This window comes from Candidatus Sulfotelmatobacter sp. (assembly GCA_035498555.1).
Taxonomy (GTDB): Bacteria; Eisenbacteria; RBG-16-71-46; order RBG-16-71-46; family RBG-16-71-46; genus DATKAB01.
In genome coordinates this window covers 13104-34398 of sequence record DATKAB010000166.1, presented here as the reverse complement: position 1 = coordinate 34398, position 21295 = coordinate 13104, and the positions used below count along the sequence as shown (strand labels likewise).

Here is a 21295-nt window from a genome sequence, read left to right as displayed (position 1 = left end):
ACGGCGATGTTGGGACCTACGACTCAGCGTGGGTGGAGTGCGACGCACTAGACGGCAAGGGAGGCGTGGCGGTCAAACAGGCCTGGATCCACACGGCCCCGTAACCGACTGGGTTCGACAGACGAGGAGCTGGCCGTGAATTCCCGCTCTGGCGGCGTCAGCGATTCGCGGGGTGGCGGGCAGAAGCGCGAAAAGCAGTGCGCGACGGATCCAGGAATGGTAGATGAGGAATACCGCGGCCTCAGCAGGACAACCGCGGTGCTCCCCGCCGGATGTCGCTACTTAGGGAAGGAGTACGAGCCACCGTTGGCTGTGGTTCAAGCGGGCCTGAATCCGATAGAAGTGGACACCGGGAAGCGAACGCCCGGTCTGTTCTGATGACCCATCCCATTCAGCCGACCAACGCCCTGCCGCAAAGGGTGCATCGACGAGACGTCTGACGAGGCGCCCGGTGCCCAGATAATCGCCTCGGCGCGCCGGCTCGCGCGTCGCCTGCCGGCGGCGTTCCCGTTCCGCGACGCCTGGCAAACCATCGCGATGCGCAGCGGCGCGACCCCGGCTGAGATCGGTCGCTTCACCTCGCCGTCGCGATCTCGCCGGGCGCGGCCATGCCCAGACGCCACCGTTCGCACTCCCCGATCGGCCCTTGCGGTCCACGACCATCCTCACGCAAGCTCCGCCGCGATTCTCAAGACTCGTTCACGCTGCTCCGATCTCGCCATCGGCGCGTTCACGAATAAGGCCGGCTAGAGTGTCTCTGCAATCCATGCCTGAGCGGACGCACATCCTCAGTGCTGCGGATACGGCCCGCGACGCGCTGGCTGCGCTTCGAGAACGAGCAAGGAGCCGATGCCGATGTTGGCTCCCGCTGGCAGTAGTCTTGTGCGTCACTACCGCGAGCTTCGCCTCCTCCACCTCCCCCCCAACCGCTCGGGCCGAGGTCACAGGTAGCAATCTCACTCGCGAACTGATCACAAATGGCTCGGTCGACTCCGACACGTCCGGGTGGCGCTGCCATTCGGGGCCGCGAGGGGGGGTCGCGCGGTGGTCGGCTGGTCTCGGGCGGAATGGAACAGCTGGACTGTTCCTGAGTTCGCCGTCTCGCGACAGCTCCCGCGATTACTCCAATTCTCCTGGCTGGGCATTCCGCGTCAGGGAGATTCCAGTCGGCTCCCGGCTTCGGTTCCGCGCCTGGGTCCGAGGCGAAAGTTGCACCGCCGAACCAGTGCTCGGGGTCCGCGTCCTGTCGGCGACGGGCACACCGGTGTCGTTTGGCTCGACGGAACGCCGATCGGGCTTGACGGGGTCATTCGGTTGGACGCAGCTCCAGGGAACGGTCGACATCGTCGAAGGAAGCGCGCGAATCGACCTGGTCGCCATGCTGCTGGGCGGAGGGTCGGTTTGGCTCGACGACTTCTCGCTCGTGCCGCTTGCCGAATTGTCGCTCGAGGAGCGGACGGCACGCATGCCCGAACTCGCCGGGTACGCGGCCGGAGACAGCGCATATGTGTTCGATGTTCAAAGCGTCAGCCAGGTCGGGAAACCCTCGGCGGCTGGCGCCGGCGATGACCTCGTCCGGCTCCAAGTAGCATTGCCCCTGTCCGATTCTCACCAGATCCCCATTGGCCTCGATCTCTGGACCGAGCCAGCCTCCAGCCTCCGTTCGGCGCGCATTCGCCGGGATACGCTTGGCAATGCCGTCGCGGAACTCGCGATCGATGCGCGAGACGGCGCACGGGACATGCCCGCCGGGCTCGGACGAGGGGTGCTACTCCACTGGAACGCACGTGTCCTGGTTCTTCCGGAAAGGCTGACCCCCCTCGCGCACGCGAATCTGCCTGCGGCGTGGCCCGAACAGACTCGACAATGGCTCGAGCCCACGCCGTGCGCGCAGTCCGCGGATTCGCAGATCGTCAGGATCGCACGGGCCATTCGGTCCGGATCAAGCGATGTCGCGGATATCATCCAGAGAACACTAACCACCCTCTATGGTCGCCAGGCGAATCTTCTGTCCGGCGTCGCGACCTTCGACGCCGTGGCAGCCTTGACCTACCAGGGCTCGTGCGTCAGCCGCGCGAATCTCATGGTTGCTCTGCTCCGTGCCAACGGCATACCCGCGCGAATGCTGAGCGGTATCGCTACCTGGGCGGGCCCCCATGAAGTCCACGTCATCGTCGAAGCGTGGACCCCGACGCAAGGCTGGGTTCGCGTTGAACCCTCGCGCCTTCAGGCACCCTGGGCCGCGTGCATGCAGATCAACGTCTCGCTCGTCGGGCGAGCCGCGGAATTCAAGGGGGCCGAGGCGCGCCCGGGGGGAGTCGCGTGCCTCCCGTATCTCGCGCTCGTGGAGTTCGACCGGGATTGCGACGACTGTCGATGGGTGGGCGTGTTGAACGCCGCGCTCGGCGCGGGACAACAGGCCACTCGCGAGCTCGCGCGGAGCGCCTCTGCTGATCCGGAAGCATGGACGGCGGCGTCCCGGCAGGCACGCGCAGATTGGGATGGCTGGCTCGCGTCGAGCCCGCGACTCAACGAGCGCGGTCATCTGGTCGCCGTAGCTGACAACAAGCAACTGAGCATCATGTTCATGAAATAGGGCCGACCTCAGCAACGCCGTTCAAGATCTGACACGGGGCGAGGAGCAGGCGTGATCCGCCTCACGTCCAGCCACATCGCGAGTCGGCACCCGCGTAAGTTGGCGCGCCCTGGAGGATTTGAACCCCCAACCTTCTGATCCGTAGTCAGACGCTCTATCCAATTGAGCTAAGGGCGCACCCAGATTCCGCGGCGGGGACTGGCGGAGAGGAGAGGATTCGAACCTCCGGATCGGTTTTACCCGATCAACCGCTTAGCAGGCGGCTGCCTTCAGCCACTCGGCCACCTCTCCAAAATGCTCTGGCGGAGGGAGTAGGATTCGAACCCACGGAGCTTTCGCTCTCCGGTTTTCAAGACCGGCGCCTTAAACCACTCGGCCATCCCTCCGCGAGACCGCCGAGTGTGAGCGGTCGGGGACATTACCCCGCGCCATTCGGGCGCGCAAGTCCACGGCTCGCACGCCTCTGTCCGTACGACCGGCGGGAAATTGTGGCGCGAGGCGCGAAACTCGTGCAATCTTCGCGACTCGGCCCGCGCTGTCGCCTCGTCCCCGCCTCTCGTGCCCCTGGAGGTCCCCTTGCGACGCTCTTCCCCTGCAGATCGTCTCGGGCTTCGCCCGCTGCTCGCCGCCCTGATCCTTTCCCCGCTGCTTGCCGCCGCCACGATAGCCGCCGGCCCCAATCCCCGGCTCGGCACCGACGTCAAACCGACCTTCGAATCGGTCTGGCTCGAAGCCAACCCCGATCAGCCGAATTACAAGGGCACGGTGAAAGCCGAGTTCGACGTGGCCGGCAAGGTCGACAAGTTCCGCATGCACGCGCGCGAGTTGACGGTGCAGAAGGCGACGATCTCGGGACCCGGCGGAAGCGCCGCGGCGAAGATCGAGGTGCTGCCGCCGGATCAGATCGCGCTCACGCCGGCCAGGCCGCTCGCGCCAGGCCACTACACGCTCACCCTCGAGTTCACCAACAACTACAGCGTGCGCGCGGCCGCGCTCTATCGCGTGAAGGCCGGCGGGCACTCCTACCTGTTCACCCAGTTCGAGGCCACCGAGGCACGCGAGGCGTTCCCGTGCTGGGATGAGCCGTCGTTCAAGTTCCCGTGGCAGATTTCACTGACCGTGCCGTCCGCCTACGTGGCGGTGAGCAACACGCCCATCGAGAAGGAGGAGCCGAAGGGCGCGAGCCGCATCGTGACCTTCGCCAGGACCAAACCGCTCCCCTCCTACCTGATCGCCATCGCGGTCGGGCCGTTCGATCTGGTGCCGATCCATGGCATGTCGGTGCCGGGGAACATCGTGTGCGTGAAGGGCAGCTCGGCGCTGGCCGCCGAGGCCGCGAGTGTCGCGGGGCCGCTCCTCACCGGGCACGAGAAGTATTTCGGACGGCCGTATCCCTATGACAAGCTCGACCTCATCGCCGCGCCCGAATTCCTCTACGGCGCGATGGAAAACGCCGGCGCCATCGTCTTCGCGGACCGGCGGCTGCTGCTCGATCCGCACGGCGCGAGCGCCACCGACCGCCGCGCGCTGCGCGGCGTAATCGCGCACGAGATGGCGCACATGTGGTTCGGCGATCTGGTCACCATGAGCTGGTGGGACGATCTGTGGCTCAACGAATCGTTCGCGAACTGGATGGCCGCCAAGACCGTAGATCGCGTGTTCCCCGAGTACCGATCGGGCCAGAACTCTCTCGAGGGCGCCTTCCGCGCGATGGAGACCGACGCGCGGCCTTCCACCGGCGCGATGCGCCGCCCGATCGAATCCGAGGACAACCTGAGCGCCAACGCCAACGAACTCACCTACAACAAGGGCCAGGCGGTGCTCACCATGTTTGAAGGCTGGCTCGGCGAGGAAAGGTTCCGCGCCGGCGTCGCCGAGTACCTGAAGGCGCACGAGTGGAAGAACGCGGTCGGCACCGATCTGTGGACCGCGATTTCGCACGCCTCGGGCGACGACATCAACGCGGCCATGTCGAGCTTCCTGGATCAGGCCGGAGTGCCGCTAGTCTCGGTCCAGCCGCTCGCCGACGGCAGGGTGCGGCTACGCCAGCGCCGCTTCTTCTCCTCGGGCGCGACCGGCACGTCCACGACGCTGTGGCGTATCCCGGTGGTGATGAGCTACCCGACCGGCGCGACCATGCACCAGCAGCGCGTGTGGCTCACCGACTCGGCCGCCACCGTCGCGCTGGACGGCGGCGCCAGGCCCGACTGGATCCTTCCCAACGCCGGCACCAGCGGCTACTACCAGTGGTCGGTTCCGTCCGAGATGCTCACGCGCATGGCCGCCGACCGGGAAAAGCTCACGCCCGAAGAACGCATCGGCTTCATCCGCAATCTCACGCCGCTGCTGCGCGCCGGAATGCTGGCGCCCGAGAGTTTCCTGCCGTTGCTCGCCGCGTTCCGCGACGACACCGAGCCCGAGGTGACCGCCTCGGTGATCGCCGGCCTCGAGGCGATTCGCGAGCCGCTCGTGTCGGCGGACGTCGAGGAAGCCTTCGGCCAGCAGGTCCGATCGCAGCTGCGCCCGTGCCTCGAACGGATTGGCATCGATCCCAGACCCGCCGAGATTCCGGCGATCACGCTGATGCGCCCGCGGCTGCTGCGCGCGCTCGGCGACATGGGGCGCGACACCGAAGTACGCGCCTGGGCCAACGCCACCACCGACAAGATCCTCGGCGGCGCGACGGTCGATCCCTCGCTGGCGGAAGCCGCGCTGCCGCTCGCCGCCGAGACCGGCAACGCCGCGCTGCTCGCGAAGCTCACCTCGCGCTTCGAGAGCGCGGCGATTCCGACCGATCGCGCGCAGTACCTGACGGCGATGAGCAGCGTGCGCGAACCCTCGCTCGTCGATCAGGAGCTGAAGTACGTGCTCACCGGACCGCTGCGGCCGCAGGAGGTGATCACGCTGCCCGAGGGGCTCTCGGCCTGGCCGCCGAGTCGCGACCGCATCTACCGCTGGATGTCGTCCAACTACGACTCGGTGGTGACGCGCATTCCGCGCCACATGGTGACGCGCCTGGTGCCGGTGATCCGAGGCTGCTCGTCCGAGCGCGTGCAATCCGCGGAGCAGTTCTTCGCCGAGCCCGCGCACAGCTTCCCGGGCGAAAAGTTCACGCTCTCGCGGATCGCCGATGGCACCGATGATTGCGTGCGCATGTCGCAGCGCGACGGCGCGCGCTTCGGGGCCTACCTCAAGAGCGTGGCCGGCCGCCCCTAGGCGGTCGACGAATCGCCTACCGGCCCAGTCGCACGATCCGCACCGTGCGGCTGCGGCCGGCGTGCGAAAGCCTCGCGAAGTAGAGGCCGGCCGGCGCTCGCGCGCCGCTCTCGTCCGCGCCATCCCAGCTCGCGAGATGATCGCCGGGGGTGAAGCGCCCCGAGGCGATGATGCGCACGCGGCGTCCGGCCGCGTCGAAGACCGCGAGTTCGGCCGAGCCGGCGGCCGGCAGCGCGAAGCTGAGTCGGGCGGGCCCGGTGGATGGATTGGGCGCCGGGGCGTCGAGCGAGAGCCCGGCGAAGACCGGGACCACGTCCACCGCCGTGATGCCTGTGGTCACCGCGCGGTACGCGTTCACCTTGGGACCGATCGGCTCGTCGTAGGCCACGACGTCCCCGGTCGAGATGAGCTGCGCAGCGATCTGGTCGGGTGTAAGGGACGGAGCGCGCGCGCGCATCAGCCCGCACACCCCGGCCACCAGCGGACAGGCGAACGAGGTGCCGTCGCCGAACATGTAGGGGTTCTCGCCGTCCCAGCCGAAGAAATAGATGTAGAAGATCTGGCTCAAATCGTCGATCACGTAGTTGCGGCAGATCGACGACCACATGGTCTCTCCCGGTGCGGCCACGTCCACCCACGACCCGAAGTTCGAGAAGTCAGCGCGCACGTTGTCCATGGTGGTCGCCGCCACCGAGATCACGTGATCGCAGCCGGCCGGATAGACGCGCGTGCTATCGCCGTCGTTGCCGGCCGCCGCCACGCACACGATGCCGGCCGCGCGCGCGTCGTCCAGCAGCGCCTGGAAGAATTCCGGAACGCCGGGGTCGCCGGGTCCCCCGAAGCTCATCGAGATCACGCCGGCGCCGTGGGCGATCGCGTAGCCGAACGCGTCCGAGATGCTGGCGCTGGTGGCGTTGCCGGTCGAGTCGAAGATCCGCAGCGGCAAAATGCGGCAGTTCCAGCCGGCGCCGGCGATGCCGGCGGCGTTGTTGGTGGCGGCCGAAGCGATCCCGGCGCAGAAGGTGCCGTGGAAACCCTCGTCGAGACCGATGTCGTCGAACATGGGCGCCGGGTCGGGGTCGTTGTCGCCGTCGCCGAAGTCCCAGCCGTGGACGTCGTCGATGAAGCCGTCGTGATCGTCGTCCACGCCGTTCCCGGGAATCTCGCCGCGGTTGGTCCAGATCTGACCCGCGAGATCCTCGTGCCCGAGGTCCACGCCGGTGTCGAGCAGCGCGATCACCACCGAGGTGTCGCCCTTGGCCACGTCCCAGGCCTGGGGTAGATGGATGTCCTCTCCGGCGGAGCCCTGCACGTACCACTGATCCCCGAGATAGGTGTCGTCCGGCAACGTGGAAAGCAGTCGAAAGCGGTAGTTGGGCGAGACCGCACCGAACCGGCCGCTGGCGCGCAGCGCGGCCGCGGCCGTGATCGGGTCGAAGCCCGGATCCGGGCTGCGCAGCAGCGCGTAGCGCGAGCCGGCTTCGGCGTTCGCGCCCGGCGCGCCGCCAAGCGCGCGCACCGGCGCGAGGCCGAGTCGGGCGAACAGGCCGGCGATCTTCGCGTCGGGAACCAGCGCCTCACCCTGAGCGCCGCGCGGGAAGCCCTGCCCCTCGGGAAGCGCGACCACGAGTTCACCTGGAACGAAGTCGAGATGCGCCGGGACTCGTACGGGCATCGCATGCGCGCGGGGCGCGGATGACGCGAGCGCGGCCAACAGCAAGGGCATGAGCCGGAAGAGACCGGTGCGCTGGGGGAGCATACGGACCTCCGTGGGGGCGGAGCGGCCGGCCTCGACGGATGGCGAGGTCGCGCGCGACGGAGAAGATGATACCCCAGAATCGGGGGCCCGGATCGGGCCCGTCAGGCGGCCCGGGTCTCGCGCACGGGTGGGGCCGCCTCGCTCTCGGGCGCGTCGAGCACCTCGCGTACCCGCCGCGCCAGCGCGTCGAGAGTGAAGGGCTTCTGAAGGAACGCGACGCGGGCCTCGAGCACGCCATGGCGCACCACCGCGTCGTCGGTGTAGCCCGACATGTAGAGCACGCGCGTGCCCGGCCGGCTCTGCGAGAGCATTCGCGCCAGCTCGGCGCCGCCCATTCTCGGCATGACCACGTCGGTGAGCATCAGGTGGATGTCGCCGCGGAAGGCGCCCGCGATCTGCAGCGCCTCGGGCCCGCCCGGCGCGGTCAGCACGTGGTAGCCCTGGAGCGTGAGCGCCTCGCGCACCAGATCGCGCACCGCGTTCTCGTCCTCGACCAGCAGCACGGTCTCGTCGCCGCGCGGCATCTCGCCGCCCGTCACTTCGCGCTCGGGCGCCTGCTCCTGCGGTACGCGCGGCAGGTAGACGAAGAAGCTCGAACCGCAGCCCGGCGTGCTCTCGACGCGGACGTGCCCGCCCGATCGCTCGACGATCCCGTACACGGTGGAGAGCCCGAGGCCGGTGCCCTTGCCGTGGCTCTTGGTGGTGTAGAAGGGTTCGAAAACGTGGGTGAGGGTTTCCTCGTCCATGCCGCAGCCGTTGTCGCGCACCGCGATCAGGACATGGGAGCTCGTATGGTCGCGCGGTTCACGCGGGATCCCTTCCTCGTTCAGTTCGACGCCTCGCACCTCGAGCGTGATGCGCCCGCCTTCGGGCAGGGCGTCGCGCGCGTTGACCGCGAGATTGAGCACCACCTGCTCCACCTGGGCACGGTCGGCGCGCACCACCAGCGGGTCGGGCGACAGCTCGGTCGCCAGCTCGATGTCCTCGCCGATCAGGCGGCGCAGCATGCCGTCCATCTCGCCCACCACCACGTTGAGGTCGAGCGGCTGCGGCGAGGGCACGTCGCGCCGGCTGAAGGCCAGCAGCTGGCGCGTCAGCAGGGCGCCGCGGCCGCCGGCCTTGTGGATCTCCTCGATTCCGAGCCGCAGCGCGTCGCGTTCCGGCAGTCGGCGCAACATGAGTTCCGAATGCCCGAGGATCGCGGCGAGCAAGTTGTTGAAATCGTGGGCGACGCCGCCCGCCAGTCGGCCGATCGCCTCCATCTTCTGAGCCTGCAGGAGCTGGTCCTCAAGTCGCCGGCGTTCGGAAACGTCGATCGCGACGCCGATCACTCCGACCACCGCGCCGCGCGCGTCGCGCAACGGCGTGTAGCGGGTTTCGAACGTGAGCCCGGCGACGTCCACGGTGGCGGTGAATTCGTGGCCGGCGAGGGCCTTGCGAATGTATTCCAGCAGCTCGGGAACGCCCTCGTACATGTCGAAGACCGAGCGCCCCACGACTTCGCCGGGCCGCAATCCGAGCGACTCGAGTCCGCGCCCTTCCGACATGGTGAAGATGCCGTCGCGGTCAAGCGAGAACAACACGATCGGGACGTGCGACACCACGGTGCGCAACGACGCCTCGGCCTTGCGCAGGGCCTCCTCGACTCGGCGGCGCTCGGTCACGTCCTGGAAGTCGAGCATCACCACTTCCTGATCGCCGAGGTCGTAGCGCATGCCGGCCACCATCGCGATGCGCTCGGCGCCCTCACGAGCGCGGATCCGGCATTCGCGCGGTTCGAGCGAGCGCTGGCCGAAGCCCTGCCGGTAGTAGCTCTCGAGACGCTCCCATTCTTGCGGCGTATGGAGCTCGCGCAGCTGCATGCCGGCGAGCTTGTCGGCGGCATAGCCCGTCATGCGAACCGCCATGGGATTGGCCTGAAGGATGCCGCAGGTCTTCGGATCCACCAGCAGGATCGCGCGCGTGCTGCGCTCGAACAGCAGCCGGTAGCGCGATTCCGACTTGCGCAGCGTCTCGAGGCCGCCCAGGTCCTGGATCATCACCATCATTTCCTGGGGACGCCCATCGGCGCCGCGAATCGGCAGCACCGTCATGTAGTGGTGAAAGGTCTCGCCCTGGCGGCTCCAGCGAAATTCGCGGTGCACCACCTGGTTTTCGCCGAAGGACCTGGCGAGCGGGCACTCGGCGCAGCCCCGTTCGGGGTCCTCGCCCATGCGCGCGCACACCGCGCTGCACGGCTTGCCGATCCACAGCTTGGCCTCGCCGCCGCCGACGCCGCGATGCAGCATGGTGGGGTTGGTCCAGCGCACGGTGCGATCCTGATCCGCCACGAATACCGAAGCGTCGGACTGCTGCACGATGGCCGCGAACTTCTGGCGCTCGCGGTCGAGCACGCGGACCTGTTCGTCGAGCGTGCGGAACCAGTGCTCGTACTGGCCGCGGGTGCTGCTCGCGGCAGTGGACATGTGGAGGGCGTGCAGGCGCAATCCGAACACGCGCAGCGGCGCGTCGAGCAGGTCGGTGCGGATCGAGTCGGGCAGCGGCTCCTCCCCGCGCGTGAGACACGCCACCCCACGCAGCGATGGCCCGGCCGGGAAGACGATGGCGCGCGGATCACCCTCGTCGAGGCGCTCCTCGAAATCGCGCGCCGCGGCGATCGCGGCCGCCGCCGCCTGCCGGCATGCGCCGCGGCGCCCGGCCACCAGGTCGGCGCCGACGGGATACCAGCCTTCGGCGATCACCTGATCCTCTTCGAGCAGGAAGACGGCGCAGGTCGGCACCCCGACCCACTGCGCGACCGCGGCGGCGCCGTTCGACAGCGCCTCGGGAACCGTCAGCGCGGTGAGCGCGGGCTCGAGACGCTCGAGCGCCTCGGCCAGCTCCCGGGACGCACGAGTGGAATCCACGGACGCGGACTCAGGCGGCCCGGCGAGCCTGGTACAACTCGGCCAGCCAGTCGGCGATGCGCTGGACCTGGGTCACCGCGTCGTCGTCGAACGCCGCCACTTCGTTGCTGTCGATGTCGATCTGGGCGTGGATCGTGTCGCCGGTGCGGATCAACACCACCAGCTCCGATCGCGTGGTGGCGCTGCAGGCGAGGTAGTTGGCGATGCGGCGCACGTCGGGGATGTTCATGTTCCGTTTCTCGGCCACCGCCGTGCCGCACACGCCGCGTCCGACGCAGATGAAGACGTGGTCGGTGGGAGGCCCGACGAACGGCCCGAGTCTCAGCACGTCGTCCGGGAAGAGTTCGTAGATCCCCGTCCAGTGGAATCGCGGACTCAGCTCGTTGACTCCGCGCACCGCGGCTTCGAGCAGCACATCCAGACCGACGTTCTGGGCCCGCAGCTTCTCGAGGCGCTCGAGCAGACGATCGACTTTCATGAAATGCCTCCGGACCCGCGCCCGGGCATGGCAGGCGCCACCCTGGGGGTCGGGGATATCCGGGAGGGTTATCGGGACCTGGCGGCGAGGCCTTGAGCCCGCAGGGTTGCCGGATCAGCGGGCCGGGCGGCGAGCGACCAGCTGGATCCGGTCGCCGCGGGCGTTGAAGACCCGGGTGATCGGCCAGTTCACGAGATCGAAGGCCAGCAGCGCCGCGCGTTCCGGCAACGACTTGCAACCATGGGGCCGGCCGGGCGGGATCTTGGTCTGGCGCGCCGAAACTCTCGCGAATCCGACCCGCTCGAGCAACCCCTCCAGCGTGCCTGGGGTGAATTCCCACAGGTGATAGGGCGGCTCGCGGAGCGTCAGCTCACGGCCGGTGATGCGGCAGAAGCGCAACGCGAACGCGCGCCCGAGCGAATGGGTGGTGATCGGCCCGCGCAGGTAGAGGAATCCGCCCGGCGCCAGCACGCGCCACGCTTCCTCGAGCACGGCCCGGCAATCGGGAACGTGCTCCAGCACGTCTCCCATGTAGACGAGATCCGCCGATTCGTCCGGCAGCCGAGCTGCGGTCACATCGCCGTGAATGACGTCGAGTTCGAGCGCGCGCGCGCGCGCGACGGCGTCGGCCGACAGTTCCACGCCGCGCGCACTCCAACCGCGCTCGCGCGCCTCGAGCAGCAACCAGCCGGCGGCCGAGCCGATCTCGAGCAGCCGGCGCGGAACGGCGCGACCGGGCACCAGCCGCTCGAATTCCTCGAGCAGCGCGCGGTTCTCGGCGCGGAACGCGTCTCGATCGGTGGCCGCCGCGGCGCTGCGGCCACAGCGGAAGTCGCGCTCGAAGTATTGCGGGGCGTACAGCTCGGCCAGCCCCTCGCCCACGGGTTGCACGCGCAGGAAGCGCATCCCGCAACCGCGGCATTCGACCAGCGGGAAACGGCCGCGAAACTCGTACACCAGTGGCAGCGGAGCGAATTCGCCGCTCCCGCACACCAGGCAGCGATCGAGCGTGCGGGTCGGGAGCGCGCCGCTCACGCCGCGGCGAGCCCGGAGCGCTCGATCGGCGCGCCGCCCAGCACCCGATCGCCGGCGTAGAACACCGCCAGCTGGCCGGGCGCGACCGCGCTCTGCGGCTGATCGAAGCATACGCGCACGCGTCCGTCGGCGAGCGGCTCGAGCGACCCCCAGGCCGGCTCGTGGTGGTAGCGGATCCGGACCTCGGCGCGCGTCCCCGGCCGCGGCGGGCGCGGCATCAGCCAGTTGGCCGGCGCGGTGATCAGACCGTCCGCGAGCAGCTCGCGCCGTGGACCCACGGTCACGGTGTTGGCCGCGGCATCGATGCCGATCACGTAGAGCGGCTCGGCGTCCGACAGTCCGAGGCCGCGCCGCTGGCCGACCGTGTAGTGGAAGATGCCGCGGTGTTCGCCGCGCTTGCGCCCGCCGGCGTCCACGAACGCGCCCGGCGTGGTGCCGCGCCTCTCACCCAGTTTCGCGGTCGCGAAGCCGGCGTAGTCGCCGTCGGGAACGAAGCACAGGTCCTGGCTCTCGGGCTTGTCCCACAAGCGGAGATGGAGCCGGCGGCCGTGCTCGCGGACCTCGGACTTCTCGAGCTCGCCGAGCGGGAACTCGACCCGCGACAGCACCGGGTACGGGATCAGCGCCAGCGCGTAGGACTGATCCTTGTCGCGATCGCGGGAGCGGAGCAGGGCCCACTCGCCGTCCTCCATGCGCCGCACGCGCGCGTAGTGGCCGGTGGCGAGGCGCTCGGCGCCAATCAGCTCCATGCGCGTCACCAGGTCGCCGAACTTGAGGTGCTGGTTGCAGAGCGCGCACGGATAGGGCGTACGCCCGTGCGCGTAGTCGTCGAGGAAGGGCTGCAGCACCCGCGAGCGAAAGATGTCCTCGGCCTCGACCACGAAGTGCGGAAAGCCCATGGTGCGGGCGACCGCGCGCGCGTCGTCGATCGCGTCCAGCGTGCAGCAGGCGCGCGGGCTCACCGGCGAGCTGCCGTAGCACCACAGCTTGAGCGTCACGCCGGTCACCGCGTCGCCTCGCTCGGCGAGCAACGCCGCAGCCACCCCCGAGTCCACGCCGCCGCTCATCGCGGCGAGCACCTTCACGACCGGGCTCCCGAGAGCGACGCCGAACGTGCCGCCGGAACGCTCTCCGCCAGCGCCGCGAGCACCGCGCCAACTTCGGCGGCAGTGGTGGTGCGGCCCATCGAGAAACGCAGCGCGCACACCGCGATCTCGCGTGGCACTCCCATCGCCGCGAGCACCGGCGAGGGCTCGACCGCGCCGCTCGCGCACGCCGCGCCGGCCGAAACCGCGACCCCGCGCGCATCGAGCGCCATCAGCAGATGGTCGCTGCGCGCTCCCGGGAACGACGCGTTGACGGTGTTGGGCAGCCGCTCGGCGTCACGCCCATGGATCACCACGTCGGGCGCGATCCCGCGCAGGCCGTCCTCGAATCGCCGGCGCAGCGCCAGGAGCCGCGCGGGTTCGCTGGCGAGCTCGCTCGCCGCCAGCTCGGCGGCGACCCCGAAGCCGACGATCCCGGGAAGGTTCTCGGTGCCGCCCCGCCGGCCGCGCTCGTGCGCGCTGCCGCGGAACAGGGGCTTCCACGGCGTGCCGCGCCTGAGGATCAGCGCGCCCGCGCCCTTCGGGCCCCCGAGCTTGTGGGCCGAAATCACCAGCGCGTCCACTCCCAGCGCCTCGAAGTCCACCGGCACCTTGCCGGCGGCCTGCACCGCATCGCAATGAATCGTCCAGCCGTTGCGCCGCGCGATCTCCCCCGCCTCGCGCACCGGCTGCAGCACGCCGGTCTCGTTGTTGGCCAGCATCAGCGCCAGCACGGTCGCATCGCCCGGCAGCTCCTCGAGTCCGTCGAGCCGCAGCACCCCGCGGGCATCCACCGGCAGATGCGAGCTCTCGAAGCCCAGCCCTTCCAGCACTTCGGCTGCACCGTGCACGGCGTGGTGCTCGAGCGCGCCGAACGCCACGCGCCGGCCCTTCGCGCTCGCCGCCAGCGCGAGGCCAATCAGCCCGGCGTGATCGCCCTCGGTGCCGCCCGAGACGAAGATCACCTCGTCGGGGCGCGCATGCACCAGCAACGCCACCTGCTCGCGCGCCCGCTCGATCGCGGCGCGCGCGCGCTGGCCCTCGTGATGCAGGCTGGAAGGATTGGCGTGCAGCTCGGCGAGCGCGACGCCCATCGCGTCGCGCGCCTCGGGCCGGACCGGAGTCGAGGCGTTGTGATCGAAGTAGATCATGGAGAAGGACCGCGCGGCGCCGCGCGCCTCAGGCGCTCGGCGGTCGCCGCTTCACTGCGTGGACTTCACGTAGCGCTCGAGGACCTCGATGCTCTCGGTCGCGCTCACCGCCTCGGGCGACTGCGGCGCGAGCGCGATCACCTTCCTCCACATGCGAATCGCGTCGCGATAGATGCCGGCGTCGGCGAACGCCACGCCCAGCGTGAAGTAGGCGCAGTAGGAGTTGGGCTTGTTCTTGATGACCTGCCGAAGCAGGTCTACCGCCTCGGCGGTCTTGGCCGAGGCGTATAGCGACGAGGCCAGCCGGCACATCGCCACCGAGTCGCCAGGCGCCGACTTCAGGGCCTGACGGTAGTAGCCCTGCGCCATCTCGGCGTGCCCGGCGGCGTCCTGCGCCGCGCCGAGGTTGACCAGGGCCTTCACGTCATGGGGGCGCAGCGTCACCGCCTTGGTGAACACCTTCACCGCCTCGACCGACTTGTCGCGGTCGAGGTACATCACGCCGAGCTTGTAGAGATTGTCGAACTTGGAGGAGTCCTTCGCCACCGCGCGCTCGAGCAGACCCAGGCTGTCGACCACCGCCGGCGTCTGTCCGGGGGGCGGGTTCGAGCCGCCGGCCGGCGCCTTCGCGGCCCCGGCGAGCCCGGCGCTCAGGGTCAGGACGAACAGCGGGATGAACAGCGCGGGAAGCGAAGCGCGACGCATCACGTAACCCTCCTCGAATGCCTCGATGTTCAAACGGCCGGTGAGGATAGCACGGCCGGGCGGGCGGCATGTAAGCGCTCGGTCAGGCGGAATCCGCAGTCTCGCCTAGACCCTCGAGCTCACCTGGCTCAATGCCGCTTCGAGATCCGCCCACAGGTCCTCGACCTCTTCGAGCCCGATCGAAAGCCGCACGCAGCCCTCGGGGATTCCGGCGCTGGCGCGAGCTCCGGGACTGAGTTGCCGGTGGGACGTGTCGGCCGGCATCGAGGCCAGCGATTCGACGCCGCCGAGGCTCGGGCCGAGGCGGAACAGGCGGAGCCCCTGGGCCACGGTCCGCGCGGCCTCGAGTCCGCCGCGCACGTCGAACGAGACCAGCGGGCCGAAGCCGAGCACCATCTGACGCCGCGCCACCTCGTGGTGCGGGTGATGGATGAGCCCGGGATAGAACACGCGCGCCACCGCCGGGTGGGTCTCCAGCCGCACCGCGATCTCGAGCGCGCCGCCGTTCATGGCCTCGAGTCGCAACGGCAGGGTCTTCAGGCTGCGCTCGATCAGCCACGCCATGCCGGGGTCGGGCACCGGTCCGAACACCTTGCGCACCTCCCACACCTTCTTCATCGCCAGCGCCGGGCCCATCACCACGCCGGCCAGCAGATCGCTGTGACCACCGATCGCCTTGGTCGCGCTGTGCATCACGAAATCCGCGCCGTGCGCGAGCGGGTGCTGGCCGACCGGCGAAGCGACCGTGCCGTCCACGGTCAGCTTCGCGCCGTGCTGGTGCGCGAGCTCGGCGGCCTGCTGCAGATCCACGATCTGAAGGGTCGGATTGGTGGGCGTCTCGACATGGAAGAGGCGCGTGCGGTCACGGAAGGCGTCCACCCAGCTTTCGGGCTTCCGGACGTCGACCAGATCGTAGGTCCAGCCGAGGCGCTCGGCGCCCCACTCGAGCAGGGTGTGCGTGCCGCCATAGCACTGCTCGACCGCCACGATGTGGTCGCCGGCCTCCAGGGCCGACAGGAACAGGCACCACAGCGCCGCCATGCCCGACGAGAACAGCAGCGCCTCCTCGGCCCCCTCGAGCTGAGCCAGCCGCTCCTCGCAGGCGCGCAGCGTCGGGTGTCCCTCGCGCTGGTAGAAGGCCCCGGCCGGCCCGCGCTCGCGCTCCGACAGCATGGCTTCGGTCGAAGCGAAGCTGAAGGTCGCCGAATGCACGATCGGCGAGCTCATCGGGCCCGCCGGAGTGTGATGCGGGCCGTGGACGGCGCGTGAGTTGGTCCCTTTCGGCGGGCGATTGCGGGATTCGGCGGTCACGTTCGGTCCCTCGCGATTGGATCCGGTTGGCAGGGCGCTCCGGCTGCTCTAGGCTGCTCGAGAATGCCACACGAGCATTCTAACTCCGCCCCGACCACGACGCCGATCCGCGCTGTGGACGCGCAGGCCGTGCGCCGCGTGCTGCTGCTGAGACCGCGCTTCATCGGCGACGTCTGCCTCACGCTGCCGCTGCTGGACGCGGTGCGCAACGCTTGCCCGCAGTCGCAGATCGCCTACCTCGTCGAGCGCGAATCGGCGCCGCTGCTGGAAGGCGATTCGCGCGTGGACGAACTGATCGTCGTGCGCCGATCCCCGAGCCTGATCGAGACCGCCGGCCTGGTGCGCCGGCTGCGGCGATTCGCGCCCGAGGTGGTGCTCGATCTGTTCTGCAACCCGCGCACGGCGCTGTGGTCGTGGCTCTCGGGAGGGCGGGTTCGCGTCGGGTATGCCCACAAGGGCTGGCGCTCCTCGCTCTACACCCACTTCTCCCAGCCACGCACGCTCTCGGCGATCGGCTTCCATCTCGCCTCGCTCGAAGCGCTGGGATGGGGCGCTCCCGAGGCGCCCTGGTCGAGCGGGCGCGCGGTGAGCGCGCCGGCGCCAGCGCCGCGCCTGATGGTGAGCGAAGCGCGCCGCGACGAGGCTCGCGCCGCGTTGCGCGAACTGGGAGTGCCGGACGACACCATGAAGGTCGGCTTCCATCCCGGGGCGCGCTGGCCGACCCGGCGCTGGGGACCCGCCAACTACGCGGAGCTGGCCGGCGCGTTCCTGTCCGCGCACGAGCGCGGCTTCGCGCTGATCACCGCCGGGCCGAGCGACGAGCGCGAGGCGCTCGAGCTGGCCCATGCCCTGGGCCCGCGCGCCCGCGCCATCACCGGCTGGCCGCTGGCGCGAGTGGTGGCGCTCCAGTCGCTGTGCCGGGCGTTCGTCAGCGGCGACAGCGGCCCGCTGCACACCGCGGTCGCCGCCGGCACGCCGACGCTGGGAATCCTGTCGCGCAATCGGCCGGCGATGTTCTTTCCCTACGCCGAATCCGCGGGACATCGCGCCTACTACGCGCGCGTCGAATGCAGTCCGTGCGATCGCGACCTGTGCAGCGACCTGCGCTGCCTTCGCCGCCTGTCGCCCAGCGGCGCCTGGGAAATCCTTTCGGCGATGCTCGACGGGCACGTCGAGGTGCCGGCGCTTTCGCCGCCCGCCCGCGCGACGGGAAAACCGATCAAGGCGGCGGGCGGACGAAGGTGAAGGTTCCGATCATCACCTTCCTCTCGGACTTCGGGCTCGAGGACTGGTTCGTGGGCGCCGTGCACGGGGCGATCCTCGAGGTCTGCCCCGAAGCGCGCGTGGTGGATCTGACGCACGCGATCCCCCCGGGCGACGTGGCGCGCGCCTCGTTCGTGCTCGAAGCCGCGGCGCCCGACTTCGCGCCCGGCACCATTCACGTGGCGGTGGTGGATCCCGGCGTGGGGACCGCGCGCCGCGGGCTCGCCGCGCGCGCGCGCGGACAGTGCTTCGTCGGCCCCGACAACGGCGTGCTCGACTGGGCGCTCTCGGATCCCGCGGCCGAAATCCGCTCGCTCGCCGAGCGACGTTTCTTTCGCGAGCCGGTGAGCCGCACCTTTCACGGCCGGGACGTGTTCGGCCCGGTCGCCGCCCACCTGGCGAGCGGCGCCACGTTCGATTCGCTGGGACCTCCGGTCGCCGATCCGGTGCGGATCGCGCGCCCCGCGCCGCGGCTCGAGGCCGGAGGGATTCGCGGCCAGGTCATGCGCGTGGATCGTTTCGGCAACGCGCTCACCAACGTGAGCGCCGAGCTGATCGCCGGCGCGTTTCCCGGCGTGCCGGACACCCAGCTGGAGATCGAGCTGTGTGGTCGCCGCCTGCGCGGGCTGAGTCGCTCCTACGGCGATTCGCCGGTGGGGTCGCTGGTGGCGCTGATCGGTTCCAGTGGGAGGCTCGAGGTGGCGCAGGTGAGCGGCCACGCCGCATCGCGGCTGGGGGCGGGCACCGGCGATCCGGTGCTGATCACGCGCGCCGGCTCGAGCGCCTAGACCCCGAAGTCCCGGGTGCCCCGGCCTCTCTGGGCACGGAGCACCCGGCTCATTTCCTAGGGATGCGCCTTCTTCGTGGTCGCCGCCGCCGCCGGCGTCTCCACCGCCTGGCTCAGCAGCTTGCTGGCGCGCGGGAACAGATCGAGCGCCGAGGTGAGCTGGTCGTCCTGCTCGCAGATCACGCGGTAGCGCTCCTGCGGGCCGAGCGCCGCGCTGGCCAGCTCCGAGCGCACCTGCCACAGCATGAACGGGCGGTCCGCGGTCCAGATCGAATCGGTGAGCGCGACCTTGCGGTTGTCCATGATCTTGTGGAGCGATCCCCACTCGTCGTCGCTCAGCTTGAAGTCCTTGCCGAACGAATCGGCATTCCACTTCTGATCCTTGTGCTGCGAGACGTAGTGGGTGGCGTACTCGAAGAACACGCGCTTCTGGATCATGTCGGCCTGCGGGCGCGTGAGCAGCGGCGGATCGTGGATCACCACGTCCGGATAGATGCCGCCGCCGCCGTACACCGTGCGTCCGGCCGCGGTCTTGAACTTCGGCCGCGTCGCCAGCACCGAGTCGGACGGCACGTCGTCCTTGAGCGCATCGAGCGCGTACTCGTCGCGGTCGCCGTACTTGGTGTAGTCGCGCTGGATCAGCCGCCCGCTGGGTGTGTAGTAGTGCGCGATGGTGAGCAGCAGCTTGGAGCCGTCCGAGAGCTTGAACTGGTTCTGCACCAGCCCCTTGCCGAACGAGTTGGTGCCGGCGACCAGACCGCGATCCAGATCCTGGATCGCCCCGGCCACGATCTCGGACGCCGAGGCGCTGCCGTGGTCGATCAGCACCACCACCGGCATGTCGGAATTCTTGTAGCGGCCGCTGCTGCGGTAGTCGGCGTTGGCCGAGGGCGTGCGCCCGCGGGTGTAGACCAGCAGCCGGTCACGCGGCACCAGCTGATCGAGCACGTCCACCGCCTGCGAGAGCAGCCCGCCCGAATTCGAGCGCAGGTCGATCAGCAGCTCCTTCATGCCCTGGGCCCTGAGCTTCATCATCGCGTCTTCCAGCTCCTCGCCGGTGGTCTGCGCGAAGCGGATCGGACGCACGTAGCCAACGCCCGGACGGATCATGAACGAGTAGGGAATGCTCTCGATCGGAATCTTGGCGCGCTCGATCGTGTACTTGAGCAGCTCGCTCTCGCCCTCGCGATCGATCGAGACCTGAACGGTGCTCCCGGCCGGTCCGCGCAGCTCCTTGAACACGTCGTCGGTGGTGACGGTCTTGGGCACCGGCTTGCCGTCGATCTCGACGATCTTGTCGCCGGCCCGGATGCCGAGGCGATAGGACGGGGTGCCCTCCATCGGCGAGATCACCACGATCTGACCGTCGCGAATCTCGAACTGAACGCCGATCCCGTTGTACTCGCCGTGGAACTCCTCGTCCATGCGCTCGGCGCGCTGCGGCGGCAGGTAGAGCGAGTGCGGATCGAGGGTCTTGAGCATGCCGTCGATCGCGCCGCGGATGAGCTTCTCGTTGTCGGGGGCGTCCACGTACTGGTTCTGGACCAGGTACAGCACGTTCTGGAACAGATCGAGCTGGCTGCTGAGATCGTTCCCGGGAGCCGCGACATCGGCGTTGCGCAAGGCGTCGCGCGCCTGAGGGGCGCGGGCGAGACCAAAACCCAGGGCAAGGGCGAGAGCCATGGCCAGCAGCGGCGGTCCGAACTTGGTGCGACGGAGGAACGACATGGAAATCCCCGGGTGAAGGTCCTAGCCCGCCAGAGTGCGGGCCTTGATGCGGCTCAACCGCTCGACCGCGGCTTCGAGGGTCTCCCGACGCCGCGCGAACTGAAACCTTAGACGCTGCCGGCCCGCGATCGGGTCGGCATAGAAACTCGAGCCGGGCACCGCGGCGACGCCGATTTCGGCGACCAGGTGTCGCGCGAAGGCCACGTCGTCCGGGAATCCGAAGCCCGAGATGTCGGTCATCACGTAGTAGGCCCCGCGCGGCCGGAACACGGCGAAACCGGCGGCCTCGAGCGCCGGCACCAGGTAGTCCCGGCGCTTCACGTAGCCCGCCGCCAGCTCGTCGTAGTAAGCGTGAGGGAATTCTAGCGCGACCGCGGCCGCCTCCTGAAGCGGCGCGGGGGCGCCGACGGTCAGGAAGTCGTGAACCTTGCGGATCGCCCCGGTCAATGCCGGCGGGGCCAGGCACCAGCCGAGCCGCCAGCCGGTGACGCTGTAGGTCTTGGACGCCCCGCTGATCACCACGGTCCGCTCGCGCATCCCCTCCAGGCTCGCCAGGCTCACGTGCCGCGCGCCGTCGTAGAGGATGTGCTCGTAGATCTCGTCGGTGATGGCGATCACGTCCCACTTCCGGCAGAGCGCGGCGATGAACTCGAGCTCCGGACGGGTGAACACCTTGCCGGTCGGGTTGTTGGGGGTGTTGATGATGATGGCTTTGGTGCGATCGGAGAACGCCTTCGCCAGCTCGTCCCCGTCGAAGCTCCAGTCCGGCTCGCGCAGGCGCACGAAGCGAGGGGACGCGCCGCACAGAATCGCGTCCGGCCCGTAGTTCTCGTAGAACGGCTCGAAGACGATCACCTCTTCGCCCGGGTTGACGAGCGCGAGCATCGTCGAGGCCATGCACTCGGTGGCGCCGCAGCAGATGGTGACTTCGGTCTCGGGCTCGTAGCGGAGCCCGGTGAAGCGCTCGGTCTTCGCCACCAGCGCGTCGCGCAGACGCTTGGCCCCCCAGGTGATCGCGTACTGATTGACGTCGGCGTGAAGGGCCGCGGCCGCCGCCTGCTTGAGCGCCTCGGGCGCCGCGAAATCCGGGAAGCCCTGCGCCAGGTTGACCCCCGAGTGCTGGTGGCAGAGCCGGGTCATCTCGCGGATCACGGATTCGGTGAAGCGCGTGCTGCGTTCGGACACGAGTTCGCGCATGAGGGAATCGAGTCTACCCCGCCCGGCCGCTCGTCCCAACGGGCGTTTTGCACGCCCGCGGCGCCGCCGCCGACCCGC

At 69.5% G+C, this 21295-nt stretch carries 14 protein-coding genes and 3 tRNA genes; 4 read left to right on the top strand and 13 right to left on the bottom strand.

All coding sequences use genetic code 11. From position 1 onward, the window contains the following. The first annotated feature begins 1297 nt into the window (after positions 1-1297). Entirely contained in the window at positions 1298-2596 is a 1299-nt protein-coding gene (locus VMJ70_13465) for a transglutaminase domain-containing protein (protein HTO92132.1), read from the top strand. Between the two features lie 100 nt (positions 2597-2696). Here the strand turns inward: VMJ70_13465 and VMJ70_13460 are convergent. From VMJ70_13460 to VMJ70_13450, 3 genes are all read right to left on the bottom strand, one after another. Beyond that, a tRNA-Arg gene (locus VMJ70_13460) sits at positions 2697-2773 on the bottom strand. 22 nt (positions 2774-2795) lie between these two features. Further along, positions 2796-2887 (bottom strand) — tRNA-Ser (locus tag VMJ70_13455). 9 nt (positions 2888-2896) lie between these two features. After that, positions 2897-2982, bottom strand: a tRNA-Ser gene (locus VMJ70_13450). A 190-nt stretch (positions 2983-3172) separates the two neighbouring features. Between VMJ70_13450 and VMJ70_13445 the strand changes: the two genes are divergently transcribed. Beyond that, the gene (locus VMJ70_13445) at positions 3173-5812 is read left to right on the top strand and encodes a M1 family metallopeptidase (protein HTO92131.1); all 2640 of its coding nucleotides are present in this window, start codon (positions 3173-3175) and stop codon (positions 5810-5812) included. Positions 5813-5828: 16 nt separating this feature from the next. Here VMJ70_13445 and VMJ70_13440 read toward each other — a convergent pair whose 3' ends face one another. The 8 genes from VMJ70_13440 to VMJ70_13405 form a co-directional block, all read right to left on the bottom strand. Next, on the bottom strand, positions 5829-7487 hold the full coding sequence (locus VMJ70_13440; GenBank protein ID HTO92130.1) for a S8 family serine peptidase: 1659 nt from the start codon (positions 7485-7487) through the stop codon (positions 5829-5831). A gap of 185 nt (positions 7488-7672) precedes the next feature. Next, positions 7673-10477 carry a PAS domain S-box protein gene (locus VMJ70_13435; GenBank protein HTO92129.1) on the bottom strand — a complete coding sequence of 935 codons (2805 nt, stop codon included), beginning with the start codon at positions 10475-10477 and terminating at the stop codon, positions 7673-7675. Positions 10478-10487: 10 nt separating this feature from the next. Beyond that, positions 10488-10955, bottom strand: coding sequence for a GAF domain-containing protein (locus VMJ70_13430; protein HTO92128.1), 468 nt, complete (start codon positions 10953-10955; stop codon positions 10488-10490). 114 nt (positions 10956-11069) lie between these two features. Beyond that, positions 11070-11990, bottom strand: a complete 921-nt coding sequence (locus VMJ70_13425) for a class I SAM-dependent methyltransferase (GenBank protein ID HTO92127.1) — start codon at positions 11988-11990, stop codon at positions 11070-11072. Further along, positions 11987-13075: a tRNA 2-thiouridine(34) synthase MnmA gene (mnmA, locus tag VMJ70_13420; GenBank protein HTO92126.1), complete on the bottom strand. Its 1089-nt coding sequence runs from the start codon at positions 13073-13075 to the stop codon at positions 11987-11989. Before mnmA ends, VMJ70_13425 begins: the two co-directional genes overlap by 4 nt. Continuing rightward, entirely contained in the window at positions 13072-14226 is a 1155-nt protein-coding gene (locus tag VMJ70_13415; protein HTO92125.1) for a cysteine desulfurase family protein, read from the bottom strand. The genes mnmA and VMJ70_13415 overlap by 4 nt, the downstream gene beginning before the upstream one ends. Before the next feature lie 51 nt (positions 14227-14277). Then, a complete protein-coding gene (locus tag VMJ70_13410; GenBank protein ID HTO92124.1) occupies positions 14278-14931 on the bottom strand; it encodes a tetratricopeptide repeat protein in 654 nt (217 codons plus the stop codon). Between the two features lie 105 nt (positions 14932-15036). Beyond that, entirely contained in the window at positions 15037-16242 is a 1206-nt protein-coding gene (locus VMJ70_13405; GenBank protein ID HTO92123.1) for an aminotransferase class I/II-fold pyridoxal phosphate-dependent enzyme, read from the bottom strand. Between the two features lie 114 nt (positions 16243-16356). Here VMJ70_13405 and VMJ70_13400 point away from each other — a divergent pair, with 114 nt between their 5' ends. Together VMJ70_13400 and VMJ70_13395 are read left to right on the top strand one after the other, a co-directional pair. Then, positions 16357-17487: a glycosyltransferase family 9 protein gene (locus VMJ70_13400; protein HTO92122.1), complete on the top strand. Its 1131-nt coding sequence runs from the start codon at positions 16357-16359 to the stop codon at positions 17485-17487. Continuing rightward, positions 17484-18293: an SAM-dependent chlorinase/fluorinase gene (locus tag VMJ70_13395; GenBank protein HTO92121.1), complete on the top strand. Its 810-nt coding sequence runs from the start codon at positions 17484-17486 to the stop codon at positions 18291-18293. The genes VMJ70_13400 and VMJ70_13395 overlap by 4 nt, the downstream gene beginning before the upstream one ends. Positions 18294-18349: 56 nt before the next feature. On the opposite strand, the gene VMJ70_13390 is transcribed toward VMJ70_13395, so the two are convergent. Then, positions 18350-20020: a S41 family peptidase gene (locus VMJ70_13390; GenBank protein ID HTO92120.1), complete on the bottom strand. Its 1671-nt coding sequence runs from the start codon at positions 20018-20020 to the stop codon at positions 18350-18352. A 21-nt stretch (positions 20021-20041) separates the two neighbouring features. Further along, on the bottom strand, positions 20042-21217 hold the full coding sequence (locus VMJ70_13385) for an aminotransferase class I/II-fold pyridoxal phosphate-dependent enzyme (GenBank protein ID HTO92119.1): 1176 nt from the start codon (positions 21215-21217) through the stop codon (positions 20042-20044). Positions 21218-21295: the final 78 nt, after the last annotated feature.